This window comes from Prevotella sp. oral taxon 376 (assembly GCF_003043945.1).
Classification (GTDB): Bacteria; Bacteroidota; Bacteroidia; order Bacteroidales; family Bacteroidaceae; genus Prevotella.
Genome location: NZ_PYXG01000002.1, coordinates 498,875 through 522,500 on the forward strand (window position 1 = coordinate 498,875; position 23,626 = coordinate 522,500).

At 51.9% G+C, this 23,626-nt stretch carries 20 protein-coding genes and 1 tRNA gene (1 of these 21 only partly in view); 4 read left to right on the plus strand and 17 right to left on the minus strand.

The annotated features are described in order from the left end of the window. Positions 1-350: 350 nt before the first annotated feature. From C7120_RS11655 to C7120_RS11665, 3 genes are read right to left on the minus strand one after another with little or no spacing between them, the layout of a single operon-like run. Positions 351-1,112, minus strand: coding sequence for an MBL fold metallo-hydrolase (locus C7120_RS11655; RefSeq protein WP_107621834.1), 762 nt, complete (start codon positions 1,110-1,112; stop codon positions 351-353). Further along, on the minus strand, positions 1,109-2,134 hold the full coding sequence (murB, locus tag C7120_RS11660) for a UDP-N-acetylmuramate dehydrogenase (RefSeq protein ID WP_107621835.1): 1,026 nt from the start codon (positions 2,132-2,134) through the stop codon (positions 1,109-1,111). The genes C7120_RS11655 and murB overlap by 4 nt, the downstream gene beginning before the upstream one ends. Next, positions 2,135-2,989, minus strand: coding sequence for a DUF4348 domain-containing protein (locus tag C7120_RS11665; RefSeq protein ID WP_107621836.1), 855 nt, complete (start codon positions 2,987-2,989; stop codon positions 2,135-2,137). A 128-nt stretch (positions 2,990-3,117) separates the two neighbouring features. On the opposite strand from C7120_RS11665, the gene pheS reads away from it, so the two are divergent. Together pheS and C7120_RS11675 are read left to right on the plus strand one after the other, a co-directional pair. After that, the gene (gene pheS / locus C7120_RS11670) at positions 3,118-4,155 is read left to right on the plus strand and encodes a phenylalanine--tRNA ligase subunit alpha (protein WP_107621837.1); all 1,038 of its coding nucleotides are present in this window, start codon (positions 3,118-3,120) and stop codon (positions 4,153-4,155) included. A gap of 1 nt (position 4,156) precedes the next feature. After that, a complete protein-coding gene (locus tag C7120_RS11675; protein ID WP_107621838.1) occupies positions 4,157-4,675 on the plus strand; it encodes a GNAT family acetyltransferase in 519 nt (172 codons plus the stop codon). A gap of 52 nt (positions 4,676-4,727) precedes the next feature. On the opposite strand, the gene C7120_RS14295 is transcribed toward C7120_RS11675, so the two are convergent. Then, positions 4,728-4,856: a hypothetical protein gene (locus C7120_RS14295; RefSeq protein ID WP_255413145.1), complete on the minus strand. Its 129-nt coding sequence runs from the start codon at positions 4,854-4,856 to the stop codon at positions 4,728-4,730. A 248-nt stretch (positions 4,857-5,104) separates the two neighbouring features. Between C7120_RS14295 and C7120_RS11680 the strand changes: the two genes are divergently transcribed. Beyond that, positions 5,105-6,568 (plus strand): DASS family sodium-coupled anion symporter, encoded by a 1,464-nt coding sequence (locus C7120_RS11680; RefSeq protein WP_107621839.1) that lies wholly within the window; start codon positions 5,105-5,107, stop codon positions 6,566-6,568. A gap of 125 nt (positions 6,569-6,693) precedes the next feature. On the opposite strand, the gene C7120_RS11685 is transcribed toward C7120_RS11680, so the two are convergent. The 11 genes from C7120_RS11685 to C7120_RS11735 form a co-directional block, all read right to left on the minus strand. Beyond that, positions 6,694-7,560 (minus strand): endonuclease/exonuclease/phosphatase family protein, encoded by an 867-nt coding sequence (locus C7120_RS11685; RefSeq protein ID WP_107621840.1) that lies wholly within the window; start codon positions 7,558-7,560, stop codon positions 6,694-6,696. 48 nt (positions 7,561-7,608) lie between these two features. Continuing rightward, complete coding sequence (locus C7120_RS11690; RefSeq protein WP_146154266.1) at positions 7,609-8,052, minus strand: transcriptional regulator; 444 nt, start codon at positions 8,050-8,052, stop codon at positions 7,609-7,611. Positions 8,053-8,150: 98 nt separating this feature from the next. Further along, positions 8,151-9,542, minus strand: a complete 1,392-nt coding sequence (glmM, locus tag C7120_RS11695) for a phosphoglucosamine mutase (RefSeq protein ID WP_107621842.1) — start codon at positions 9,540-9,542, stop codon at positions 8,151-8,153. 32 nt (positions 9,543-9,574) lie between these two features. After that, complete coding sequence (locus C7120_RS11700) at positions 9,575-10,219, minus strand: DUF4827 domain-containing protein (protein WP_107621843.1); 645 nt, start codon at positions 10,217-10,219, stop codon at positions 9,575-9,577. A gap of 87 nt (positions 10,220-10,306) precedes the next feature. Next, on the minus strand, positions 10,307-11,350 hold the full coding sequence (locus C7120_RS11705) for a bifunctional oligoribonuclease/PAP phosphatase NrnA (protein WP_107621844.1): 1,044 nt from the start codon (positions 11,348-11,350) through the stop codon (positions 10,307-10,309). 6 nt (positions 11,351-11,356) lie between these two features. Continuing rightward, a complete protein-coding gene (locus C7120_RS11710; RefSeq protein ID WP_107621845.1) occupies positions 11,357-12,268 on the minus strand; it encodes a nucleotidyltransferase in 912 nt (303 codons plus the stop codon). A 291-nt stretch (positions 12,269-12,559) separates the two neighbouring features. Next, complete coding sequence (locus C7120_RS11715; RefSeq protein ID WP_107621846.1) at positions 12,560-14,917, minus strand: BamA/TamA family outer membrane protein; 2,358 nt, start codon at positions 14,915-14,917, stop codon at positions 12,560-12,562. After that, positions 14,914-19,542 (minus strand): translocation/assembly module TamB domain-containing protein, encoded by a 4,629-nt coding sequence (locus tag C7120_RS11720; RefSeq protein ID WP_107621955.1) that lies wholly within the window; start codon positions 19,540-19,542, stop codon positions 14,914-14,916. The genes C7120_RS11715 and C7120_RS11720 overlap by 4 nt, the downstream gene beginning before the upstream one ends. A 557-nt stretch (positions 19,543-20,099) precedes the next feature. Continuing rightward, positions 20,100-20,783: an RluA family pseudouridine synthase gene (locus C7120_RS11725; protein WP_107621847.1), complete on the minus strand. Its 684-nt coding sequence runs from the start codon at positions 20,781-20,783 to the stop codon at positions 20,100-20,102. 44 nt (positions 20,784-20,827) lie between these two features. Further along, positions 20,828-21,580 carry a 3-oxoacyl-[acyl-carrier-protein] reductase gene (gene fabG / locus C7120_RS11730; RefSeq protein WP_107621848.1) on the minus strand — a complete coding sequence of 251 codons (753 nt, stop codon included), beginning with the start codon at positions 21,578-21,580 and terminating at the stop codon, positions 20,828-20,830. 63 nt (positions 21,581-21,643) lie between these two features. Next, a complete protein-coding gene (locus tag C7120_RS11735; protein WP_092111601.1) occupies positions 21,644-22,237 on the minus strand; it encodes a TetR/AcrR family transcriptional regulator in 594 nt (197 codons plus the stop codon). Between the two features lie 179 nt (positions 22,238-22,416). On the opposite strand from C7120_RS11735, the gene C7120_RS11740 reads away from it, so the two are divergent. After that, positions 22,417-22,489: transfer RNA gene (locus tag C7120_RS11740), tRNA-Met, on the plus strand. A gap of 44 nt (positions 22,490-22,533) precedes the next feature. Here the strand turns inward: C7120_RS11740 and C7120_RS11745 are convergent. Together C7120_RS11745 and C7120_RS11750 are read right to left on the minus strand one after the other, a co-directional pair. Continuing rightward, positions 22,534-23,538 (minus strand): M48 family metallopeptidase, encoded by a 1,005-nt coding sequence (locus C7120_RS11745; protein ID WP_107621849.1) that lies wholly within the window; start codon positions 23,536-23,538, stop codon positions 22,534-22,536. A 4-nt stretch (positions 23,539-23,542) separates the two neighbouring features. Continuing rightward, positions 23,543-23,626, minus strand: the 3' end of a protein-coding gene (locus tag C7120_RS11750; RefSeq protein WP_107621956.1) for a LemA family protein. Its footprint extends 477 nt past the window's final position; 84 of the gene's 561 nt are visible here — the last part of the coding sequence; its start codon lies off the right edge, out of view; the stop codon is at positions 23,543-23,545.

Sequence of the window (23,626 nt, forward strand, 5' to 3'; positions counted from 1 at the left end):
TAGGCAAACCTCTCAGTTCTGTTCATTTGACAAGAAAAAACCATGCCCGTCAATGGCAATGGCCTATCAAATGGACAGAATTGTTTTTATATCTTATTGAAAGCATGTCCGGCTTTCACGACTTCCAATCCTATCGACACCCCTATCGCAAAAGTCAAGGCATAAAAAAATGGGACTCCGCTGAGTCCCTACCTTGTTAACCTTAAATCTAATACTATGAAAAACACATCGCAAAGTTAAACATAAAATATGTATCCACAAATTTTCAAACATGTGGACGCACACTTATAACATTGTTTAAGTAAAACGGCCGTCATTTCATCACTTTTAACCATTTTGCGCCAATTCGCTTACAAATTGACTTTTAAGCCGTCGTAAGCGAATTGAAATCCTGGCGGGAGTTGCCTGTTGGCATCGTCGTGGAACCCTACTTCATGAGTCATATGCGTAAAATAGGTGGATTTTGCCCCTATCCTGCGAGAAAACTCGATAGCTTCGCCTACCAGCATATGGCTGTGATGTTCCCGTTTCCATCGCAAGGCGTTCAGTACAAGGGTTTCCACACCTTTCAGATAGGGTATTTCCGTCTCCTCCATCGTCTTCATATCGGTGATGTAGGCAAAGTTTCCGATACGGAAACCGAGTATCGGCAACCGGTCATGCATCACCTGAACCGGCATGATCTCCATGTCGCCGACCATAAAGGATCTATGAGACTCTATCACATGCAGGTTCAGTCGGGGAATTCCGGGATAAAGTTTCTCGGTAAAACAATAGGGCATCGTCTGCTTCAAACCTTGCTCCGTAGCCTTATTGGCATAGACATGAATATCGCCGAAAACGCAGAATGGGCGCAAATCATCTATCCCTGCGACATGGTCGTAATGAATGTGGGTTATGAGCACACCGTCTATCGGCCTGAAAGGCAACGGCATAAGTTGCTGGCGGATGTCAGGACCGCAATCTATCAGCACACGCGTATTCCCGCTCTCCAACAAGGCGGCCGAACGCAGGCGCTTGTCCTTCGGATTCTTGCTGCGGCACACTTCGCAGCGGCATCCCAACGAGGGGACGCCCCCCGAAGTACCCGTTCCAAGGAAAGTAAGCGTCATCGAATATTCACCTCCGGATAAATCTCTATGTCAAACTTATGTTTCACATCTTTGCGGACAGCCTCGCAAAGATCCAGGATGTCTGTTCCCGTGGCCCCTCCGAGATTCACCAGTATCAACGCCTGCCTGCTATGAACCCCTGCCTTGCCAAGGGCACGACCCTTCCAGCCGCACTGCTCGATCATCCAGCCTGCCGGAATCTTCTCGTGTTCACCGTCAATAGTATAGTGAGGCATGCCCGGGTATTCTGCCGCCAGCTTCTCATATTTCCGACGGGAGACAACGGGATTCATAAAGAAGCTGCCCGCGTTTCCCAAGATTTCCGGGTCGGGCAATTTCTCCCGGCGGATCTCTATGATCACATCACGAAGCTGCTGTGCCGTAGGCCGCCCTATCCCTTTCTCCTCGAGCTTCATGCGGATGTTGCCATAGTCAAGTTTTGGAACGAAGGTTCGTGAGAGTTTATAAGTAACCTGAAGCATGAGAAAGCGGTCTTTCCACGCATGCTTGAACTTGCTCTGCCGATAGCCGTATTCACAATCGTCATTGCCGAAGACAACCAAGTTTCCCGTCGCAATCTCAATTGCCCGCACCTCGTCGATGAAATCCTTGGCCTCGACCCCATAGGCACCGATATTCTGAATGGCCGAAGCCCCTACCTGCCCCGGGATGAGCGAGAGGTTTTCCATGCCGTAGCAACCTTGCTTCACGGCATAAGCCACCACCTCGTCGAAGGTCGTGCCTGCCCAGCAATGCAGATAGACGCTGTCGCCATTGCCTGCCCCTTCAGATTCCACCACCTCAAACCGATTCTCGGGAGTAATCACGGTGCCGTGATAGTCGCCCGTAAGCAAGAGGTTGCTGCCTCCTCCCAACAGGAGCAGGGGCCGGTCGGTATTCTTCAGGCTACGGACGATTTCCACGGCCTCGTCGACTGACGCATATTCGAGGAACCGGTCGCACTTGGCATCGATGCCGAAGGTGTTATGGCGCAAGAGAGAATAAGACTTCAGATCTTTCATTCAGCTGTTGAATTTCACGAGTTTCCACACCCCGCCTTTCTTCCGGAATGTCATTTCCATCTCCAGCCCATTGGCAATACCGCGCACCATGAGAATCTTCTGAGTACTCTCGGTATATTTCTGCCCATAGAGGATGTTGTAGATAACGCCCGTAGGGATGATGGCCGGCTTGAACATCGGCCACTGCTCGGGAACCATCTCGCCCGTAATGCTCTTGAAGTCGTCGTCCGGATCCGGGGCGGTGAAGGTAACCATGTCGTTCATGCTCGCTATCTGGAAAGTCGAGTCGGTGCTGAATTTATCATAGAATGTCAGGAAACTGGCATTCATGTTCTGCGCGATGGGCTTGTAATGAATGGCCGTGAGCATCCAGAGACCGTTCACCCGGTCGAAGAGATACTGCTTCACGGTTTTGTTCTTAAAGTAAATTTTCTCCACGGCAACACGGCTCACGCTGGTATCCTTTACCAGATCGGCCTGCTTGCGGTTGTCGAAGATGAGCGTATAATATTCCTGATGCATGAAGAAATGGTCCACCTGCCAGTCTTTCTTCTGTATCGGCTTCTCCGGTCTGCCGTCGCGGACGACGGCAAGGGGAAACCGGATGCGTCTCACCTGTAATCTCCGGTTGCCCGCGAAGTTGAAGAAGAAGTCGTCAAACAATTCATCGGCAGCCTTGGGCATCGGCTGCTCCTCCAACATTGCCTCCAGCGTATCATCCACTATGCTGCCGGCCACAGAATCAACTCCCAAAGAATCTGAGGTAACCGGCTTCTTGTCGGAGCACCCGACGCTGGAAAAGCCTATCATGGTGAGGATTAGCAATCCCATGAAAAACCAAGCACATCTCTTCATATCATGCCTTTCTTATATTCTATTTTCCTCTCAAATTGTTATGCAAAATTACAACTTTATTTTGATATCTTTCTTATTTTACGGCAAAATTATTACCTTTGCACGAAAATTGTAACTTCATCGAAAATATGATACTGGATAAAATTGACGAGCTTTTGAAAGAAGTGAGTGCCCTTCAGGCAAGGAACGCAGAGGAAATAGAGCAACTACGCCTGAAATACCTGAGCAAGAAAGGAGAAATTACAGCCCTCATGGCCGACTTCCGCAATGTGGCAGCCGACCAGAAAAAGGCCGTAGGAATCAAGATTAACGAACTGAAACAGGCGGCTCTCAGCAAGATCAACGAGCTGAAAGAACAAGTGGAAACCTCCGAGGAAGAAAAAGATGACCTCGACCTTACCCGCACCGCTTATCCTATCTTGCTGGGAACACGCCATCCGCTCACGATCGTCAAGAACGAGATTATCGATATTTTCAGCCGCATGGGCTTCACGCTGGCCGAGGGACCGGAGGTAGACGACGACCTGCATGTCTTTACCAAGCTCAACTTTGCGCCAGATCATCCGGCACGCGACATGCAGGATACTTTCTTCATTGAGCAGAATCCGAACGATGTAACCAAGAACATCATCCTCCGGAGCCACACCTCCGGCGATCAGGCTCACTACATGGAGACCCACCAGCCGCCACTGCGCATCATCTGCCCGGGCCGCGTCTATCGCAACGAAGCCATCTCGGCGCGCGCACACTGCTTCTTCCACCAGGTGGAAGGCCTGTACATCGACAAGAATGTGAGCTTCACCGACCTCAAGCAGGTATTGCTGACCTTTGCCCGGGAAATGTTCGGCGCCGACACGAAGATCCGCCTGCGTCCCAGCTACTTCCCGTTCACCGAGCCAAGCGCGGAGATGGACATCTCCTGCAACATCTGCGGCGGCAAGGGCTGCGGGTTCTGCAAGCACACCGGATGGGTGGAGATTCTCGGCTGCGGAATGGTCGACCCGAATGTGCTTGAGGCATGTGGCATCGACTCCAAGAGCTATACCGGCTATGCCTTTGGCATGGGCGTGGAGCGCATCACCAACCTGAAATACCGTGTGAGCGACCTCCGCATGTTCTCGGAAAACGACACCCGCTTCCTTGAGGAATTCAAGACGGCCCACTAAGATGGCAAGGACATTCCGCAAGGCCACGGCAGAAGACCTCGACCGCATCATGCAGCTGATAGAATGCGGGCGGCAGAAGATGCGCCAGAACGGAAACACGCGCCAGTGGGCAGACGGTCAGCCTTCCCGCGAGACTCTGTCGCAGGATATCGCCATCGGCAACAGCTATCTTCTCGAAGAGGACGGCATGCCGATAGCGACATTCGCTCTCGCACCGGGCCCGGACGCCACCTACCAGAAAATCTGCCAGGGAGAATGGCTCAACGACGAGCCTTATTATGTGGTGCACCGCATGGCAAGCATGCCCGGAAAGCACCATGTGTTCGGCGATGTGCTCGACTACGGCTTCACCCGGACGGGCAACATCCGCATCGACACCCATCGCGACAACGCCACGATGCGGCACCTTATCCTGAAATATGGATTCCACTATTGCGGAATCATCCATCTGGCGGACGGCACAGAGCGGTTAGCCTATCAGAAGACCACGACTTCCGGGAATGTTACAAGCCGTGTGTAACGGGGTTACAAACAGCGTGTAATCGTGTTACACACGGCTTGTAACATTCCTGTCAGCGGCCTTCTTGCTTGCGGAAAGTTTCCTTTTCAGCTATCGCGAAGAGATAATCGGAGAGGCAATCCATAGACTTCACGGCTTCGTCGGCTACCGGAGACGCCTCTTTCACCGCCTTCCCTCGCATATATCTTCATCTTCTCCGCCTCGTTTTTTCGTATAATCGCATGGATCATCACGGGAACCCCGATGAAGGGGGAACTCCCCCCACGCCCCGCAAAGCATGCACTCTACCGGTGATTGAATCCGTTTGAGCCTGAAGACCCGCACTTGTTTTTTTCAAACAAATCCACTTTTTAACTATTATCCTTTCCTAATTACAGGGAATTTACTACCTTTGTTCCCCAGAATAAATATCTAAACTAAATACCTAAAATGTCAGAAGAAAAAGAAAATCAATTGAGTAGTCGCATCTCCGCAAAGAAGGTTTGGGAGCTTCTTGCCATCACCGTGGCTACCCTGATTGTCTGGAATCTCCCAACCGACTTCTTCGGAATCTCGGGATTAACGATTGTGCAACAACGAATGATTGCCATCTTTGTGTTCGCGACACTCTCCTGGCTCCTGGAAGCCATTCCCTCGTGGGCCACATCGCTGGTCATCATCACCGTCATGTGCCTAACTATTTCCGACAACTCCATTTCCCTGTTCAAGGGGGAGGGCGGCACATTTGGCGAACTGCTGAAAGCAAAAGACATCATGGCGACCTTTGCCAATCCCGTCATCATCCTGTTCTTGGGCGGCTTTATCCTGGCTATTGCCGCGACAAAGTCTGGTTTGGATGTGCTTTTAGCCAAGAATCTCATCCGCCCGTTTGGCCATAAGAGCGAGAATGTGTTATTGGGATTCCTCCTTATCACGGGATTCTTCTCCATGTTCGTCTCTAATACGGCCACGGCAGCGATGATGCTTACTTTTCTCACTCCGGTGTTTGCAGCCCTTCCCGCGAGCGGGAAAGGACGCGTGGCTTTGACTATGAGCATCCCTGTGGCCGCAAATGTTGGAGGTATGGCTACCCCAATAGGCACCCCACCGAATGCCATCGCGCTCCAGGCAATGACGCAACAACTCGGCATAAACCTCAGTTTCGGACAATGGATGATGTTCATGTTTCCATTGGTCATCCTTCTGCTCTTTATCAGTTGGCGATTGATTCTAAAGCTTTATCCATTCACACAGAAATCCATTGATTTGGAAATCAACGGGAATATCGCCCATGGATGGCGCATGTGGATAGTAACCGGTACTTTCGTCATTACGATTTTAATGTGGTTGCTTGACCGTATTACGGGCGTAGACGCCAATACGGTGGCACTGATTCCTATTGGCATCTTTGCCCTCACTGGCATCATCACCGCAAAAGACCTGCAAAAAATAGACTGGTCGGTCATCTGGATGGTGGCAGGAGGCTTTGCCCTGGGCCTGGGCATGAATGGTTCAGGACTTGCGGACCGTGCCATAGAAAGTATTCCCTTCGGCAACTTCTCGCCAATTCTCATCCTGCTCATGTCGGGATTGATATGCTACTTCCTCAGTAACTTCATCAGCAATACGGCTACAGCGGCCCTGCTTGTTCCGATTCTGGCCGTAGTATGTACAGGCATGGGCGACAAACTAAGCTCCATCGGTGGCACACCTACCGTGATTATAGGTATTGCCCTCGCTGCCAGCTCTGCCATGTGCCTGCCGATATCTACGCCTCCGAATGCCATTGCCTACTCTACCGGACTTGTAGAGCAGAAGGAGATGCTGAAAGTGGGGCTCCTCATAGGTGTAGTCTCCATGGTTTTAGGGTATACCATGCTCTACTTCCTCGGGAAGGCAGGATTCTTCGCATAGGTAATCCTTCGTGGATTTTTAGGCAACTAAAACAATAAAGGAGCTTGGGAAAACCAAGCTCCTTTATTGTTACAAGCCTTTCTGTATACCTGCAGATGGAACCAGAAGGATATCCTTGTCTCACATTAAAAAATGATTTTCGCAAATACAGGGTAATGGTCGGAAAGCACATGGCGCGCCTTTTTACCGTCAGCCCCAGCGCGCCAGTCTGTTTCATTCAGAATTGCATAACGCATTACATCGACATCCTTGCTAACAAAGATATGGTCTATTCGCGCGTCTGTATATCCTCCGGGATTAAAATCATTGAACGAACCATTGGGAGCAAAGCGATATTTGGCGTTCGCATAACAATCTTTCAACAAGTCCGACTTTGAGAAAATGGTATAAATCTCGTTATACTGGTCTACATTGAAGTCGCCTGTCAGAACCACGGGCTCGCCCGTCTTCATAAGTTCTTTCATTTTTTTCATAATCAGCTTGGCGCCTTCCCGGCGTGCTATCACCCCAATATGGTCCATATGCGTATTGAAGAAGTAAAACTTCTGCTTGCTTTTCTTGTCTTTAAAGTATCCCCATGTACATACGCGCTTGCAAGCGGCGTCCCATCCCATTACAGGTTTCGTGGGTTCTTCGGCCAGCCAGAATGTGCCACTGTCAAGCAATTTGAAGCGATCTTTCTTATAATAGATGGGAGAATATTCGCCCTCTTCCTGTCCATCTTCCCTGCCCACGCCTAAATAAGCATAGTCGGGCAACAAGGCCAGCATGTCCACTATCTGCTGATGGGTAACCTCCTGACAGCCCAAGAGATCAGGATAGATGAAATTTATTTCCGCGCACATTGCTTCTTTACGCTGGTTCCAGCCGGAAAAAATCTTATAGTCGCCACGGTTGTTGTTACGGATATTATAGGTGCCCACCGTAAGTTCCTGTCCATTGACCGCCAAGGCGGCAATCATACTCAAAATTAAAAGAAAATGCTTTTTCATCTCAGATTATTTATTAAAAGTTTTATAAATGCTGTTTTCATGTATCGCTCATCCCATATACTTAAAAAAGAAGATGGCAGCTGTTGAGAGAACAACCATCAAGATGAGACCTATAAGACCGTCCAAAGCCCGATTGGAAAACCATTCCGGATCACGAGGAAATATATCCACATCCGGTAAGTGCAGCTCGCCGGCCCCTTTCATCATTTCCAATGCCTCCGCCTGAGTCATTCCGTCTTTCTCAAGAGCTTCCAGCTCTGCTTTCAATTCTGAATTAAGTTGTTGGAACAGAGTTGTCCCCGACAGATCCGACTTCCACTTATCAAAGGCCTCCCGGTAATGTCCGGGATTGTAGTTGAGAACCGGAGCATCCGTTATCAGCGAATGAAAACTATACCCATCTTGCCTTAAAAGATGATATACATAGCGGATACTGGCGCCTAAAAATATACATATACGCCTGATAATGCCATTCAGCAAGTCTCTAAACATGGTCTTTCTTGATATTTTCAACAACAGCAGACCTCGTCCCGCTATTACGGATAAGCAAAGAACGGCAGCCTCCCAAGTACAACCGCACCGCTTTTCAGCTATTGCATATCATAGACTATCTGCATCAACTGCTTGCCTATGTGGTCGGCCTCCTCCATGGAAGCTGCCTCACTATAGACTCGGATGATAGGTTCCGTATTGCTTTTACGCAGATGCACCCATTTATCCGGGAAGTCTAATTTAACGCCGTCAATATCGGTTACCTGTACATCCGGCTCCTTCCCATACTTCTGTTTGACCCGATCAAGGATGGCATCCACATCCGTGGAAGGCGTCAGGTCGATTCGATTCTTAGCTATAAAATACTCAGGAAAAGTCTTGCGGAGCTCTGAAGCCTTCAATCCCTTCTGCACCATGCTGCTCAAGAACAGACCGATGCCCACAAGGGCATCGCGCCCATAATGGCTTTCGGGATAGATAACTCCACCATTGCCTTCGCCGCCGATAACCGCAGCCACTTCTTTCATCTTCGTCGTAACATTCACCTCGCCCACGGCAGCGGCATAATACTTGCATCCATGCCGCTCGGTTACATCGCGCAGAGCCCGGGTGGAGCTTAAATTGCTCACCGTGGCACCCTTCACATGGTCGAGAATATAGTCGGCAACCGTTATGAGCGTATACTCCTCACCATACATCCTGCCGTCTTCCTGAACGAAAGCAAGGCGGTCCACATCGGGGTCTACGACTATCCCGAGGTCATATCCGCCCTTCGCCATCTCGGCCATGATACCGCCGAGATTCTTTTCCAACGGCTCTGGATTATGCATGAAGTCGCCCGTGGGTTCACCGTTGAGGAAGGTATACTCCACCCCCAGCGCATCCAGCAGCCCTGGAAGGATAACACCCCCTACCGAGTTAATGGCATCTACCGCCACACGGAAATGCGCATTCCTGATGGCCTCGACATCCACAAGCTCAAGCGCCAATACGGATTGTATGTGTTTCTGGTCAAACGAATCATCTTCTTGATAATGGCCCAGATGATCGACATCTGCATAGTGGAAGTCTTCCCGTTCCGCGATGGAGAGCACCTCGTTGCCATCGTCCTTCGTAAGGAATTCCCCCTCACAGTTCAGCAGCTTCAGCGCATTCCATTGGCGAGGATTATGACTGGCAGTAATGATGATGCCTCCTTCGGCTCCCGTCCAACGAACGGCAAGCTCTGTGGTAGGAGTTGTGGCGAGGCCGATGTCTATGACATCATACCCCATGCCCATCAAGGTGCCGCAAACGACATTCTTGACCATCTCGCCAGAAATACGAGCATCCCGGCCCACTATGATCTTATTACTATCCGACCTGCTACTACGACGGATAAATGTAGCATAAGCCGAGGTGAACTTTACTATATCCAGCGGATTAAGCGTATCGCCCACAAGGCCGCCGATGGTTCCCCGAATTCCTGAGATAGACTTTATCAGTGTCATAATATAATCAAGGTAATATTTCTATAGCCCTATCAGCGTCCGCGCTCATAGGTAATGTCGTAAAGGCAAGGATAGGTATTGACCGTGGCATGATACTGCCCCTGGGAGGCAGGGACGATGAGGCGCACCTTTGCGATCTCCCCATCGGGAGTTGTCTGCCGTCCTACCTTGATGTAGGTAAAAGGAGTCAGCCAACCCGAAGGAACCGATGTGCTGCCATAGGCATTGAACATCGGGCTCTTTCTGCCGCCAACGAATGCTGCCGTAAAAGTCCCGCTCGTATTCCTTACCGACATTTTTTCGGGAAAGGAAGCGTTGGAAACTCCATAATCATTGCTGAGCTGCACGGAATCAGTCTTCAGGTTGCGTTCGCGGAAGCGACAGAGCACATCAACCGTCTCGCCGTCCTTAATCTTTTCACCACATCCCTCACGCACGATCTGCATGTATACGCCATTGCTCGCAATGAGCACAAACTCGTTTTTCCTTACATCCGTGGTGTAGTTCTGCCTCTCAAACTGGGCTTCGGAAATCACCGTAACGGCTGAATCGTTAAGATACTTGCTGATGGCCGCACGCTCCTTTCCGAGTCGCTCGGCATAAGTCTCCGTATCTCTGCATGATGCCAACACGATAACAGACATCAAGACGAGGGATATATAGCAAATTCTTTTCATTACCTTTATTATTTTATACAATCGGTTGCAAATGTACTAAAAAGATTAAACACACGGAAAGCTTTTTAGTTTTTTAACCACCCTTGATCAGGCCTTCAGCCTGTCCGCATAATACCGGAAGGCTTCACGAGCCACATTCTCGGCCTCCTCAATCGCACAATTCAGCCTGCCGCCACTGGCATTCAGGTGGCCGCCGCCGTTGAAGAACTTCTGCGCCACCTCGTTACACGGGAAATCGTCCACCGAACGCAGGCTCACCCACACCTGATTGTCCACGCGGTCGTCCTCGCGAAGGGATATCGACAACTTCAATCCTTTGATTCGGAGAGGCTCATTGACCAGTCCTTCGGCATCGCCCTTGATGAAATGGTAGTCTCGCATATCCCCGCGGGTGATGGTGAAGTAAGCGGCGTGAAGATCGTCGAAATAATTCAGCTTCTGCGACATGATGTATCCCCGGAGCCGGATGGCCCACACGCTGTAGTTGTTATAGACATTCCGGTAGATTTTATCCTTGTCGAAGCCCTTTGTCAGCAGTTTCCCGATGATGTCGAAAATCTCCGGACGCGAGCTGTTGAAGGTGAAACCACCCGTATCGGTCATCATTCCGCAATAAATCTGCACGGCGTTCTTCTTCGACATGGCACCGAAACCGCCCATCTGCCAGATGATACGGAACACCAATTCGGAGGAACTGCACGCGTCCGGATACGAGGCAAGCAGATCGAGGCCGTCCATATCAGGGTCCAGATGATGGTCTATCATCACCTTGTGGGCCGTGCATGCTGTCAGCACGGGAGCCATGGATTCCACGCGCGAAGCCTCGTTATAGTCGATGCAGAATACCAGTTGCGCCTTCTTGAATGCCTCTTCCACCACATCCGGATGCTTATCGTAACGCACGATGCGCTCCGTATTCGGCAACCAGTGCAGGAAATCAGGATAGGCATCAGGCATGATGACCACAGGATCCTTGCCCCGTTGCGAACGAAGGTATTCCGCCCAGGCCAGACAAGACCCTATCGCGTCGCCGTCAGGAGTCTTGTGTCCCGTGATGACGATATGCTCAGATTCCTCTATCAATTTGTTCAGAGTGGCCAGTTCGCCCTCTGAGAGAATACTTAAATCCACAAGGCTTTAGAATAATTGATTCGGATAAACACCCTCGTCGACAAGCTGCCGGATCTTTTCCACCGTGCCCGGCCGGTCGGCAGCATAGGTTACGCCAAACCACTTGCTGGTGGTGTCAAGCACCTTCACGGTGGCCGTACCCTCATTAATGAGCTTGTTTACCATCAAGGGGATAAAGAACTCCGACTTCAGGTTGGCCCTGTTCTTCGGGTCTGACAGGAATTCCCTGAAGTAAGCCTCGCTATATGAGAAATAGTCGGGTGTGAATCCCCATACATTCATCGACACGGGAGTATTTTCCTCCACGGTTATCCATTGGCCGTTCTCATCTTTATACTGGATGTCGGCACCGTGCCGCTCTATCTCCGTGCGCTCTACCACGGTCGTGAGATGATCCTCCGCGTCCTTCGAGCAGATGCCGCGGGCCACCGTGCCATTCTCGGAAAGGGTGTTGCCAACGCGGAATCCCACCATGGCATAGCGGTTCTTGCTGCCCTCCGGCAGGTTGGCGAGAAACTTTCCGATGACCTTGAAGCAGTCGCGATTATAAAAATCGTCGCAATTGATGACGCAGAAAGGTTCCTTGATGACATCCTTTGCCATCAGCACTGCATGGTTGGTGCCCCAAGGTTTTACGCGTCCTTCCGGAACACGGAAGCCCTCCGGCAGGTCGTCTATTGACTGAAAGACCAGTTCCGCGGGGATATGCCCCTCATACTTGGACAGTACCTTGTCGCGAAACTCCTGTTCGAAATCCTTACGGATGACGAAGACGATTTTCCCAAATCCAGCCTGAATGGCATCATAGATGCTATAGTCCATGATGGTCTCGCCGTTAGGGCCCAGACCATCGAGCTGCTTCAAGCCGCCGTAACGGCTACCCATGCCGGCAGCGAGCAATAACAATGTTGGCTTCATATATTCTTTCCTATTAAGATTTTCTAATTTGCAAAGATACAAAAATAAATCAAAACATGATAGTCAGAGTTTCGTTTTTTCCGGCCAAAGGTATTTTTTGCACGCCATGGAAGTGGCCTTCGCTTTCTCATCGCCCGCCCTCCCCTCTTCCTTTCAACGGTCAGAAGCCTGACAATATCGGCGAAATTGAATGACGAAATCGGCGATTTTGTGGGACAATCTCGCCGATTTCGTCAGGCTTCTTGCCACCTGCCGACTGCCGGGCCCTAACCGGCCGGCATGAGGAAAGCGTCAGAAAGGATAGCCCACAGCCAGATGGATGCTCTGTCCATCACGGAAACTGGGAACATTATAGAAGCCTCCCTTGCCCGTATCGTAAGGCACATGCAGGCCTATTCCCCAGTCGAGGCGAACCACGAACATGCCCACATCATAACGCAAGCCCGCTCCCGTGCCCAAGGCCATCTGCCGGAGGAAGTTCTTGGCCTCAAACTTCGCGCCCTCACGGGTGTCGTCGCTCCGCATCGACCACACATTTCCGGCGTCGAGGAACAAGGCCCCGAAGAGACTTCCGAAGAGGTGCGGACGGTATTCAAGATTGAGTTGGAACTTCAGGTCGCCAGTCTGCTCGATATAGGAAAGCTTGGAATTGCGAGGGAAATATTTTCCCGGCCCTACGGAACGCACATTGAAGGCGCGCACGCTGTTGGCTCCGCCGATATAGAACTGCTCATAGTAGGGGGGCTGCGTGGCATTGCCATAACTGAAAATCGCACCGGCGGCGAGATGCCCCACCAACGAGGAGCGATCCGGGAAGCGCCATTCTTTCGTGAAATCGGTCTCCACCTTTACGAACTGGGCAAAGGGATTCTTGAACATCGTCTTGTCTTTCGTGCTCCACTTCTCGCCAAACAGCGTATAGCTTGCGGCCAACACATTGCCTGCCTCACTGAGAGTGCTCGACCAGGTGATGGGGTTGTGGCTGGTGGAAGCCGTGGAATAGGTGTAGCTATAGCTCATTTTGGGCACAAACTGATCGCGCATCGAGACGCTCAGATACGGGTTAGCCTCCAGTAACTGCAGGAAATCGGCCGTCCGCGAATGCATGTACTGGTAAGAGAGGGTAAGCGGACTGAAAGAATGGTGCGACCGCGCCGAGGTCCAGTAGTCGTAGGTAAGCTCGCCCGAGATGACATGCCGCTTGAAGTAACTTGCCCGGTTGAGAATCTGTATAGAGGCTTTCAAGGTTGTGGTCGGTGTCTGGTAGAATTCATGGCGCGGCCTGCCGGACTCCCGCCTGCGGTCAGGATTTCTCCGCCAGCTACGAAGCAGGCTCCGCGGAGTTACCAGCCGGGGGAATATCAGCGACGCGTTGCCGCCATACTCGTAAGAATTAATGCCCGATGAGGAGCCTTCCGCGTGATGACCCGTCGTCCACTCATACGATCCGTTCAGCTTGATGTCGAACTTCTCGCCGCCACGCAGGGCGTTGCGCTTGGTCAGGCCGAGTACCAGCTCCGGCCCCAGCCTGCCTGTGGTCTTGCCTTTGGCATTGGCTTCGATATAGAAATCATAGGGTTTGTCAAGCACCAGATCAAGCGTCATGTCAAGCGTGTCGCAGTTTAGAGACGAGTCTCGGGGCGCGAACTGCAGGGAGGTGTAGCTATAAAGGCCGGTATTGAGCAGATTGGCGTTGGTCTCCTGCTCATTGGCATAGCTGTAGAGGCGACCTGGGCGAAGCCTGACATCGTGCAGCAAGGCACCCATTCTCAGAGGCGGCCGCCTGCCGTTGAAATGCACACTGATACGGCGGCGGAGAATGGAATCCTCCAATTGCTCCATGAACGACCTGCGGAAATTCACCTTCAGCCTGCCGATATACCATTTCCCCATAGCTCGCGGCTCCAGGCTGTCTGCCATTTGGAGCCGGAGCTGGACCTTTCCCGGCACATGGATCGTATCCGCGAGATAGGAGGCGTCGCCCGACTTATAGTAATAATAGCCATTATCGCGAAACAGCATACCGATGCGTTGGCGCTCAGCCTCCAGCTTGGGAACGCTGAAGGGGTCGCCCTTATGAATGAGTTTCCCTGGCTGATGGGCGCGCATGAGACTGTCGGCGCTGGGTGGAAAATTCACATAAAGGATGGAGTCCAGCGTCCATAAGTGCCCCATATCCACCGTGTAAGCCACCTTGGCTTTCTTCGGATTGCCCTGCGTAATGACGCTATGGGTAATCCTTCCGTTGAAGTATCCGTATTTCTTCAACTGCGACTCGGCCACCGAGGCTCGTAGTTCCGGATTCACCCGGCTCATCAGCTTGGGCTGCGAACCAAACGTCCTGACCATCCATTTGCCAAACTTTGACTCGCTCTTGGAAAAGGCATTCCACACCCAGAGGCGGAACTGGAACGGACTGCGATAATAGCTGCTGCCGAAGAGAGCGCCGTTAGGCGCGGAAGCGAGCGCATATTCCATCTCCTCCTGGGTGGCAGCAGCGTGCTCGCACTTCTCATAATTGGTGTATTCTATCTTTTTCAGTCCCGTGAAGAGTTGCTCTCCTTCGGGAAGACCGCTGGTCGACGAGCACGCCGACAGCAGCAGCGAAAGCGCCAGCAGCACGCCTGTGTCATATTTGTTTCTTCTCATTTTCCTTTCACTTTAGTGGTGTCGGGAGCTGCCGGAACCCGGTTTTCATCCACCGTCTTCAGTCGGAAGATGTCCCTGAAATGGCGTAACTTGCGCTGCCATTTGAATCCCACGCCGTATTCTCCCAACGCGCCCTCGAGCCAGTCATACTTGTTGTTGTTATAGAAGAGGCGCAGATACTTGCTCGACTTTTGGTCCAGACGATACTCCAGCTCAACATTGTCGAAGAAGGAGTCGTTCGTCCGCCCATAGTCAAGCTCGGCGCCGGTCGACACCTTGCCGCCGACAATGATACGCAGGCGGTTGTTCCAGAGCCTCTTGGCAAAGCTAAAATTGTAATCAGTGTGAATTGCGCCATTCGAAGTGGTGGCATTGTCGATGCTCATCCCTAAGTCAAGGCCGAGCGAGCGCATGGCGCTACCGGCCACATTATTAATTTCCGACTGCAGGAACGAGCTCAGAGCGCTGTTCATGGAGAAGCCCCGGGTGTTGCCATCGGCAAGATACATTCCAGAGGCGAGCATCGTGATGGCCACCTTCGAGCGGCCTTCTGCCGTCATGGTGTTCAGCTCATCCTGTATGCTTACATCATTGGGAGCGTTGATGATAAATTCCAATCCCAACCTGTCAAGCGTCTGCGAGAGCTTCACGCCGCAGTCAAAGTCCACCAGACGACCCGTTCCCGTCCCCTCGTTTACGGTAGCTTTCTCCCGCTCCGTAGCCGTGATGTGCAACTGCGGATTCATCGGATCCCCCTGGAATTCGACATAGCTGCCGTTCTGAATCGTAAAGGTTTTCAGCGGAATAATGGGCAGGGAGTATTTCATCGTGCCGCTCGTAAGCGTATACCGGCCCGTCAGACGCAGGTCGTCGACTGTGTTATAGGTCAGGCGCAAATCGCCTCCGCCCTGCTGGTCGATATAGTTGGTATGGTCGGCGTTCAGCATACAGGCAATATGGGCCCCCTCATCCACCATGACGGAGAGCGCCATGTCGAAGCCTGTCAGCGGTGGGCGGTTCACCACGGCCACCTTCGTCGTATCCCTGAAATCCGTGAACTTCACGAGTTCTTCAAGCTGGGTGTCGGTCGTGAGTTCTGTATCACGCAACACATAGGTCATGTCCGTATTGCCTAATACATCGAGCCTGCCCCGCATCTTAAGGCTCTCGAGCGGTCCCCGCATGACCCCGAAGAAATCGACGAACGCCTCTCCATAGGCCTCCGAGCGGGGATTCTCCCGAGCGTCTATCAACTGGAAGTTTCGGGCTCGCATACGGATGTCGAGCATCATGCGGTCGGGATGGCTGAAATCGAAACTCCCCGAAATGTTGAGCGGCTGCTCATTGTTGGCATACAGCTCAAAATTCTCAAAGAGGAGGTTGCTTTCCACGATGCGGACAGGGTCGTCCGCAAAGCGCATCTCCACTCCGTAAGGCTCACTGTAAAGGTAACAGGAGTCGAGATAAACCTCTCCATTTACCTGGGGAGCTTTCAGGGATCCTTTCACATCCAGCTTCCCGTCGCCATAACCACGAAGCCCTAGGATGCGATCGGGCACAAACCCGTTGACAAGTTGCATGGGCAAGCGTTTCAAATCAAACTCCGCGTCAAGGTAACCATCGTTCTTCGACTGGTAGACGCCCGTCAGGTCGGCCACCTCTTTGCCGTCATGTGTCAGCATCCCGGCCACAGAATGCGAACCGTCAGCCTTCGGCATATAGACGAATTCCGCCCCCAGGTTGCCCATCGGACACTTCTCGTAGACCAAATTGGCAATGTCCATATTGGACGACACCGACAGTTCATCCTTCGTCATGACCAGATGATAGTCGCCATTCATCACTCCTGAGAGGTCGGGAGCATAGGGGATGACAGAGAGAACCTTCTCCAAATCAAATTTATTGAGCGATATGGTTACATCTTGCAACACCTCGGCGTTCTCGTCATTGGTATATATCTGCACGCCCATACCATCGGTTGCCTTAAGCTGCAGGTTGGCCGAAATGCGACGGTCGTCGCCCAGAAAGACATAATTGCTGTCGTTTACGGCGAATTTCTTATACCCCAGGACCGGGTCATCGCCATACATGTGGAAACGGATGCCATTCCGTTCCATCTCCCCTTGTACCCCAAGAGACAGCCCGAGTTTGTCGTTGGCATCGTAAATACGGGCTTGCATCCGGGTACCATTTTGGATGATGGAACCGTCGACAAGGGCATTGAAACTATAGTCGGGATGCTGCTTCCCATTCTTGACCTGTGCGTGATAGTCCATCCCAAGCGCGTCTGACTCCAGCGACAGGCGCACCGTGTCGAGGCGGATACCGCCCACGATGATCGAATCGGCCGAAACCTTCCCGTTCAATCCTGCCTGTGGAGAAGAATCGAGGTCAACGAACAGGCTGGAAAAGTCGTATCCATACTTGCGCATCAGGCCACAGAAGATGTTGTCGCGACCCGTAGTCAGATAGATCCTTGCCTCCGGAAGTTGCTCCCGTATGCGCACCTGGTCGATGGTCCGGCCCTTCAACTGTCTCTGAAAATCGCCCGCAAGGCCGTCTATCTGCCGCAGGACGCGCTCATATCCACCCTTCGCGCGGGCCCTCAAATGGAAGTCGCCGCAATCGACAACGGCACGCGTGGTATCACGGGTGGTCAGAATATCGAGCACGACATCATCCGGCCGATCATAGACACCATTCTCCAGGATGGCGATATCGCTCACCGAGCCCTGCAGCTTGTGGTAATGCTTGAAGTCGGAATTGATGTCCATATATCCGCGGAGCGACGCGACGACAGAGTCGCGGGTAAGTCCTAAGCGGAAGAGGTCGGCCTTGGAGAGGTCGCAGGACAGCGTTCCTCGCATCACTTTGTTGCTTGTGAGACCGTCGAAGGTGATGAATCCTTTCAGCAGTTGGTTCTTGCTGTCTACATCGGCATGAATCCTCCCCTGGCCGACGGTGGCCACGGCATTCATCTGATCGAGGCTATAGCCTTGATAATGGAACTTCCCGATTCGGGCCTTTGCCCTCATACGCGTTCGGGGCGCCAGGATATCAGCACCCTCGCCATCAGCCTCTACATATCCCGTAAAGGCCGAAAGCCCCCTGTTGGGCAGGAAATGCTGAAGCGGGAGGTTCTCGGCATTGAGCCTAACGGTATAAGCCATGCGGGCAGCATCCAGCCGGGCTGTACCTTTCAGGCTTCCCCCACCCTCGACGAGGGTGAAGTTTCCGGCATATTTCTGTCCGTCGACATAGAAATGGCCATTCACGCCAATGCCATGAGGAATGCGCGCCTGCTTTCCCAAGTCAGGTGAAAGGGCGTCCACGAGGAAGCCTATGTGGTAGGTCCGCGCGTTGATGTTGAAGTCGGCCTTCAGCCGATCCGGGGCATTCAGATTCTCCATGAATCCGTCGGAAGTGATGCTGAAAGCTGTCGGAAGATTCAAATGGAGGCCGGAAAGGCGCATCTTTTTCATGTTTCCACTCACCGTGGCGTCTACCTGTAACGGATAATAAGGCCATCCGTGCATCAGTTTCCCTGCCGAAGAGCCTAAGAACGCCGCTATGTCTTGCTTGCCGATACCGCCATGGACGGTGGCCCGGAGGCGGCCCGGAGCCTTGTCGGAGAAAGCGTCGAGAGCCATCTCATACCGCACGGAAAGGCTGCTGTTCGGTGTCCGGAGCTTCAGGTCGGGCAGCGAGATACTCGTGGAATCCAGCAAGAACGCACCTTCGAGGCGATTAACCCTCAAGCCGCTCTTCTCCCGGAACGAGCATTCGCGGATTCTGATGCCGAGCCTGGAGTCGCAATAGCTGAACGAGTCGGCCTTCAGGATGAGGTCGTTCAGGGCCAGATGGTTGTAGTCGATGCCCTCGGCAGGCCTACTGAAGTTGTTGTCGTAGTCAAGCCTGCCGCCCCGCCAGTCGAGCCGCCCGAGTTGATACAGCCCCTTGCGGAGGTCGAGGAAGCCGCCTTGGGCCGTCGTATTGCCCATGTACACATGCACCGAGAGCGTGTCGCCCGGCATGTGGAGCGTGAAATCGGTCTTGTCGAAATGAACGGAATCGAGCCTGATCTTCCAGAAATTGGAACTCGGAGTGGTGTCCGCGGGCACGGTATCGCTCAGTTCCACGCTGATCCGGGCATCCTTGAAGCTGGCTTCATCAAGCTTTACGAACGACTCGCCGAGGTCAATGCCGTGCGCTCTCAGGGCAAGTTTTCCCACGGCAGCCCGTATGCGTGCGGTATGGATGAGGCTGGCAGTGTTCACCTTCATATCCTCAAGGACAAGCTCGTCTATCTCCACCCGACCTTTCAGTAAAGGGAGCAGTCGCACATCGGCCGCCACATGGCGGACATCGGCTATCGTGTCCCTCAGCCCGGAGGAGGATTCGCGCGGCAGAATCACCTTTATATCGTCGACGCCGAGATTGAGCGGAAAGTCGAGTCCCACACGCCCGACGCTGATTTCCATGCCTGTCGACGCCGAAGCATAGGCCGCCACCTGACGGACCGCCCAGTTCTGGAAGGGCGGAAAGTAAAAGAGGCCAATCAATATGAGTATCAGCACGATGGGAATCGCAAGGATAACGCCCACCCGCCTGGTAATTCTATTCATAAGCGTAACGGCGAGCGCCACTTGTTTTCATAGTGGCTCTCTGGTTCATGCAAAGTAAATCATTTTTTTCGAGATAATGAACTTTTTGACTGCTTTTTTGTAAACACACTACAAAATAAAGTCCAGGTTCGCACGAATCAGGAAAGATAAAATAAGTTAAAAACCCTGTTTGCAATCAAAACAATATTTCGGAATACAACGCGGAGTTTTCTCAAGAACCCTATCGGAGGCCAAAACAAGGCAAAAATCACAACTTCCGCAAACACTTGATTATCAAAAGATTAGCGAAAACCAATGCTGTAAGACCCCTGAAAACAGCCCTCGGAAGAGGCAAAATGCCGCCTTTCGTCAGACAGATAGCGGCCTTTTACTCGTCTGTTTGCCGCTTTCCGCAATGCAAAAGGCGGCAAACAGCCACGCTATTTACCGCCTCCAACAGCTTAATCAACATAAAAGCACCCCCGAGGCGACCTCAAAGAATAGGAAAAAGAACAATTTCCATCTCTGGAATCAGCCTCGAAAGAGACTTAATTTATGTGTAGTTTTCTGAAATATTACTAACGATTAGCGATGCCCGCACCCAATGCCTGCCAGAGCGTATCCGCCGGCAAGGGAGCCTCAAGGCAGATTTTCTCCTTGGAAACCGGATGCACAAACTCTATTTCCCGCGCCAGAAGCGAGATGCTCCCGTCGGGGTTTGACCGCCGGGAACCATACTTCAAATCGCCTTTTATCGGACAGCCTATGGCTGCCAACTGGCAGCGAATCTGGTGATGGCGCCCTGTCAGCAATCGCACTTCCAACAGATGATAACGGTCGGTATGGGCAATCTCCCGATATTCAAGGAGCGCCCGCTTGGAGCGGGGCACTTCGTGATCGTAGGCATAGCTCTTGTTCTGCTTTTCGTTTCTTACCAGCCAGTGCTCAAGCTGCCCTGCCGGCTCGGCAGGGGCGTCCTTCACGATGGCCCAGTAGATCTTGCGGATCTCGCCATCGCGAAACATATTGTTCAAACGGGAAAGTGCCTTTGAGGTGCGCGCAAAGACCACCAGCCCAAATACCGGCCGGTCCAGCCGATGTGCCACGCCGAGAAACACGCGCCCGGGTTTGGCATAGCGTTCCTTGATATAGGCCTTCACGGCATCAGAGAGAGGAAGGTCGCCAGTCTTGTCGCCCTGCACGATCTCCCCACTCTGCTTGTTGACAACGATGATATGATTGTCCTCGTAAACGACTTCCATCGTCCTCTGCGAATCAATAGTCCTTATCCTTTTATCCAGCAGGCCTACATGTTCATGCCGCCATCTACCTGAATAACCTGTCCGGACACATAGCTCGAAAGGTCGGAAGCCAGGAAAGTGGCCACATTGGCAATATCCTCGACCTGACCGCCACGGCGAAGAGGAATCTTGCTGATCCACTCCTTGCGGATGTCATCCGACAAAGCCTGAGTCATCGCGGTATCTATGAAGCCGGGAGCAATGGCATTCGCACGGATGCCCTTCGGCCCCATCTCCTGACCGACACTCTTGGCGAGGGCTATCAAGCCGGCCTTGGAAGCGGCATAGTTGGCCTGGCCGGCGTTACCGTGAACGCCTACCACGCTGGCCATGTTGATGATCGAACCGCCACGCTGACGCATCATCACCGGCACACAGGCATGGATAAAGTTGAAGGCGCTCTTCAGATTGACCGCAATCACCGCGTCCCACTGCTGCTCAGTCATGCGAAGCATCAGACCGTCTTTCGTAATTCCAGCGTTATTCACCAAAATATCAATCGAACCGAACTCCTCCTTGACGGCCTTCACCACCTCCTCGGTCTGCGCAAAGTCAGCCGCATTGCTGGCATAACCCTTGCACTTCACGCCGACGGCAGCAATCTCACGCTCCGTGGCCAAACCACCATGCTCCTCATCGATGAAGAGGTCGGTGAAAGCGATGTTGGCGCCTTCAGCCGCAAACTTCAAGGCAATAGCCTTACCAATACCACGAGCGGCACCTGTAATCAGGGCCGTCTTTCCACTCAATAATCCCATAAATTCTAAATATTAAAGATTTATAATTAATTTTCATTCAAACTCCCATCTTGCCCGGCATGGTTATTTAATCAAGCTTTTGCCAAGCGCGCCATAGACAACCTTGGCCACCTGCGGCTTGCTCGACTCCACATCGAGGCCATGCCCGAGACGACCATAGATAAACGGAACCTCAAGCCCCTTGATGCAATAGTGCGTGATATCGGCAACGAGTTCGATATTCTCTATATCAAACTCGCCCGCTTCTTTTCCCTCGGCATACACCTTACGGAAGATTTCAAGCTCGTCTTCGTCAAAGTTTTTCCTCACTTTCTCCACCATCCATATATTACGGAAGAACTCGGCACGGAGATTCCCGTTTCTCACCACCGTCTCGCGAATCATGCTCAGATGGGTATAGATGAGCTCGATGATCTTGTCTTGTGGGCGCATCTTCTTTGCCGCAACCTCATCCAGCCGGTCGGACAAGCGTTCCAGCTCGGATTCTATCACGGCATAGTAAATATCTTCCTTACGGTTGAAATAGGTATAAAGGGTGCGGCGACCCTTTCCGGAAGCCACGGCAATGTCGTTCATGGTGGTATTTGCCACTCCGTTTTTTGCAAACAGCTGCCTGGCGACATCAACCAGAGTCTGTCTCGTTTTAGATATTGACATGTTCTTTATCCTCCTGCTTTAAGAACTGCACACTCTTACAATCGTGTGCAAATGTATCATTTTTATTCGGATTATGCAAGGGATGAGGCGTTTTTCACATTTATTCACAAAATAGGGGCGTATAAACTTGCACATCTCGGAAAATTGTCTTACCTTTGCATCCGTAAATAAAGAAATATCGCGGAGTGGAGCAGTTGGTAGCTCGCCAGGCTCATAACCTGGAGGTCGCATGTTCGAGTCCTGCCTCCGCAACTAAGAAAGCGTAAGAATCTTCCGATTCTTACGCTTTTTCCTTGTTAGAACTGTTCCAATACGGCGATGCGCTTCTCGGTGTCAGGATGGGTGCTGAACAATGAATTCATGAACCCGAGTATGCCGGAGGCCATCTCGTCGGGCTGGATAATGAAGAGCTGGGCTATATCTGCCCGCTTCACACCATCCAATCCCGGCTCCTTGGAAATCTTCTTCAGTGCCGAGGCAAGGGCCAAAGGATCGCCACAGAGTTCTGCTCCGCCTGCATCGGCCATATACTCGCGCTTGCGGGAAATGGCAAACCGGGTTACCAGCGTGAAGAAATAGGCGATTGCACAACATATCAGCCCAATGAAAAGTACCACTATAACTGACAGGCCATTATCTTTCCCGTTACTGCCGCGGCTTCTGCCGCCGCCATAGTAGAATGAATGATAGAGCATTCGCACCACCAAACTCATTACCGTGGAGATGATTCCCACGAAGATAATGCTCGTAATGAGCAAGCGGGTATCATGGTTGCGGATATGCGTGAGCTCGTGCCCTATTACGCCAGACAGCTCCCTGTCATCAAGTTTGGCCATAAGCCCCGTGGTAACCGTTACCGTATAGGAGTCTTTATTGATGCCGCTGGCAAAGGCATTGAGCTGGGAATCGTCCACTATATTTATTTTCGGCATATCCATTCCACAAGTCATGCAGAGATTCTCAACGATGTTATAGATACGGGGATTCTCCTTTCGGGTGATGGGGTATGCACCGGTTGAGCGCTGAATCATCTTGGCATTCATGAAATAGGCTATCAGAAACCAGACCGCCACACCTCCGACAACCCACGGAAGGGAAGTCAGGAAATAATAGTTCACGGTCTCGAGGTTCAATTGATGCGCCACATCGCCATACTCATCATAATATCCATTCCCGAAAAAGTTCAAGAGAGCAAGGAATACCCATGTCATTCCCAAGATGATAGCGGGAAACATAAGGAGCAACAAGACACTCTTCGTATTGTTGCGCCTTATCTGGGTTTGCATTCCTACATACTTCATCAGCTCAGAACTTTACTTCCGGTGCCCTGTCGTAGTCCGCCCGCTGCTCCTCCGGAACTTCTATCATTGATTCTCTCTTAAACCCGAA

Excerpts from the sequence above, each read along its gene's own strand:
- C7120_RS11655 (WP_107621834.1), bottom strand. The coding sequence starts at position 1,112 with ATGACGCTTACTTTCCTTGGAACGGGTACTTCGGGGGGCGTCCCCTCG.
- murB (WP_107621835.1), bottom strand. The coding sequence starts at position 2,134 with ATGAAAGATCTGAAGTCTTATTCTCTCTTGCGCCATAACACCTTCGGC.
- C7120_RS11665 (WP_107621836.1), bottom strand. The coding sequence starts at position 2,989 with ATGAAGAGATGTGCTTGGTTTTTCATGGGATTGCTAATCCTCACCATG.
- pheS (WP_107621837.1), top strand. The coding sequence starts at position 3,118 with ATGATACTGGATAAAATTGACGAGCTTTTGAAAGAAGTGAGTGCCCTT.
- C7120_RS11675 (WP_107621838.1), top strand. The coding sequence starts at position 4,157 with ATGGCAAGGACATTCCGCAAGGCCACGGCAGAAGACCTCGACCGCATC.
- C7120_RS14295 (WP_255413145.1), bottom strand. The coding sequence starts at position 4,856 with ATGCGAGGGAAGGCGGTGAAAGAGGCGTCTCCGGTAGCCGACGAAGCC.
- C7120_RS11680 (WP_107621839.1), top strand. The coding sequence starts at position 5,105 with ATGTCAGAAGAAAAAGAAAATCAATTGAGTAGTCGCATCTCCGCAAAG.
- C7120_RS11685 (WP_107621840.1), bottom strand. The coding sequence starts at position 7,560 with ATGAAAAAGCATTTTCTTTTAATTTTGAGTATGATTGCCGCCTTGGCG.
- C7120_RS11690 (WP_146154266.1), bottom strand. The coding sequence starts at position 8,052 with ATGTTTAGAGACTTGCTGAATGGCATTATCAGGCGTATATGTATATTT.
- glmM (WP_107621842.1), bottom strand. The coding sequence starts at position 9,542 with ATGACACTGATAAAGTCTATCTCAGGAATTCGGGGAACCATCGGCGGC.
- C7120_RS11700 (WP_107621843.1), bottom strand. The coding sequence starts at position 10,219 with ATGAAAAGAATTTGCTATATATCCCTCGTCTTGATGTCTGTTATCGTG.
- C7120_RS11710 (WP_107621845.1), bottom strand. The coding sequence starts at position 12,268 with ATGAAGCCAACATTGTTATTGCTCGCTGCCGGCATGGGTAGCCGTTAC.
- C7120_RS11715 (WP_107621846.1), bottom strand. The coding sequence starts at position 14,917 with ATGAGAAGAAACAAATATGACACAGGCGTGCTGCTGGCGCTTTCGCTG.
- C7120_RS11720 (WP_107621955.1), bottom strand. The coding sequence starts at position 19,542 with ATGAATAGAATTACCAGGCGGGTGGGCGTTATCCTTGCGATTCCCATC.
- C7120_RS11725 (WP_107621847.1), bottom strand. The coding sequence starts at position 20,783 with ATGGAAGTCGTTTACGAGGACAATCATATCATCGTTGTCAACAAGCAG.
- fabG (WP_107621848.1), bottom strand. The coding sequence starts at position 21,580 with ATGGGATTATTGAGTGGAAAGACGGCCCTGATTACAGGTGCCGCTCGT.
- C7120_RS11735 (WP_092111601.1), bottom strand. The coding sequence starts at position 22,237 with ATGTCAATATCTAAAACGAGACAGACTCTGGTTGATGTCGCCAGGCAG.
- C7120_RS11745 (WP_107621849.1), bottom strand. The coding sequence starts at position 23,538 with ATGAAGTATGTAGGAATGCAAACCCAGATAAGGCGCAACAATACGAAG.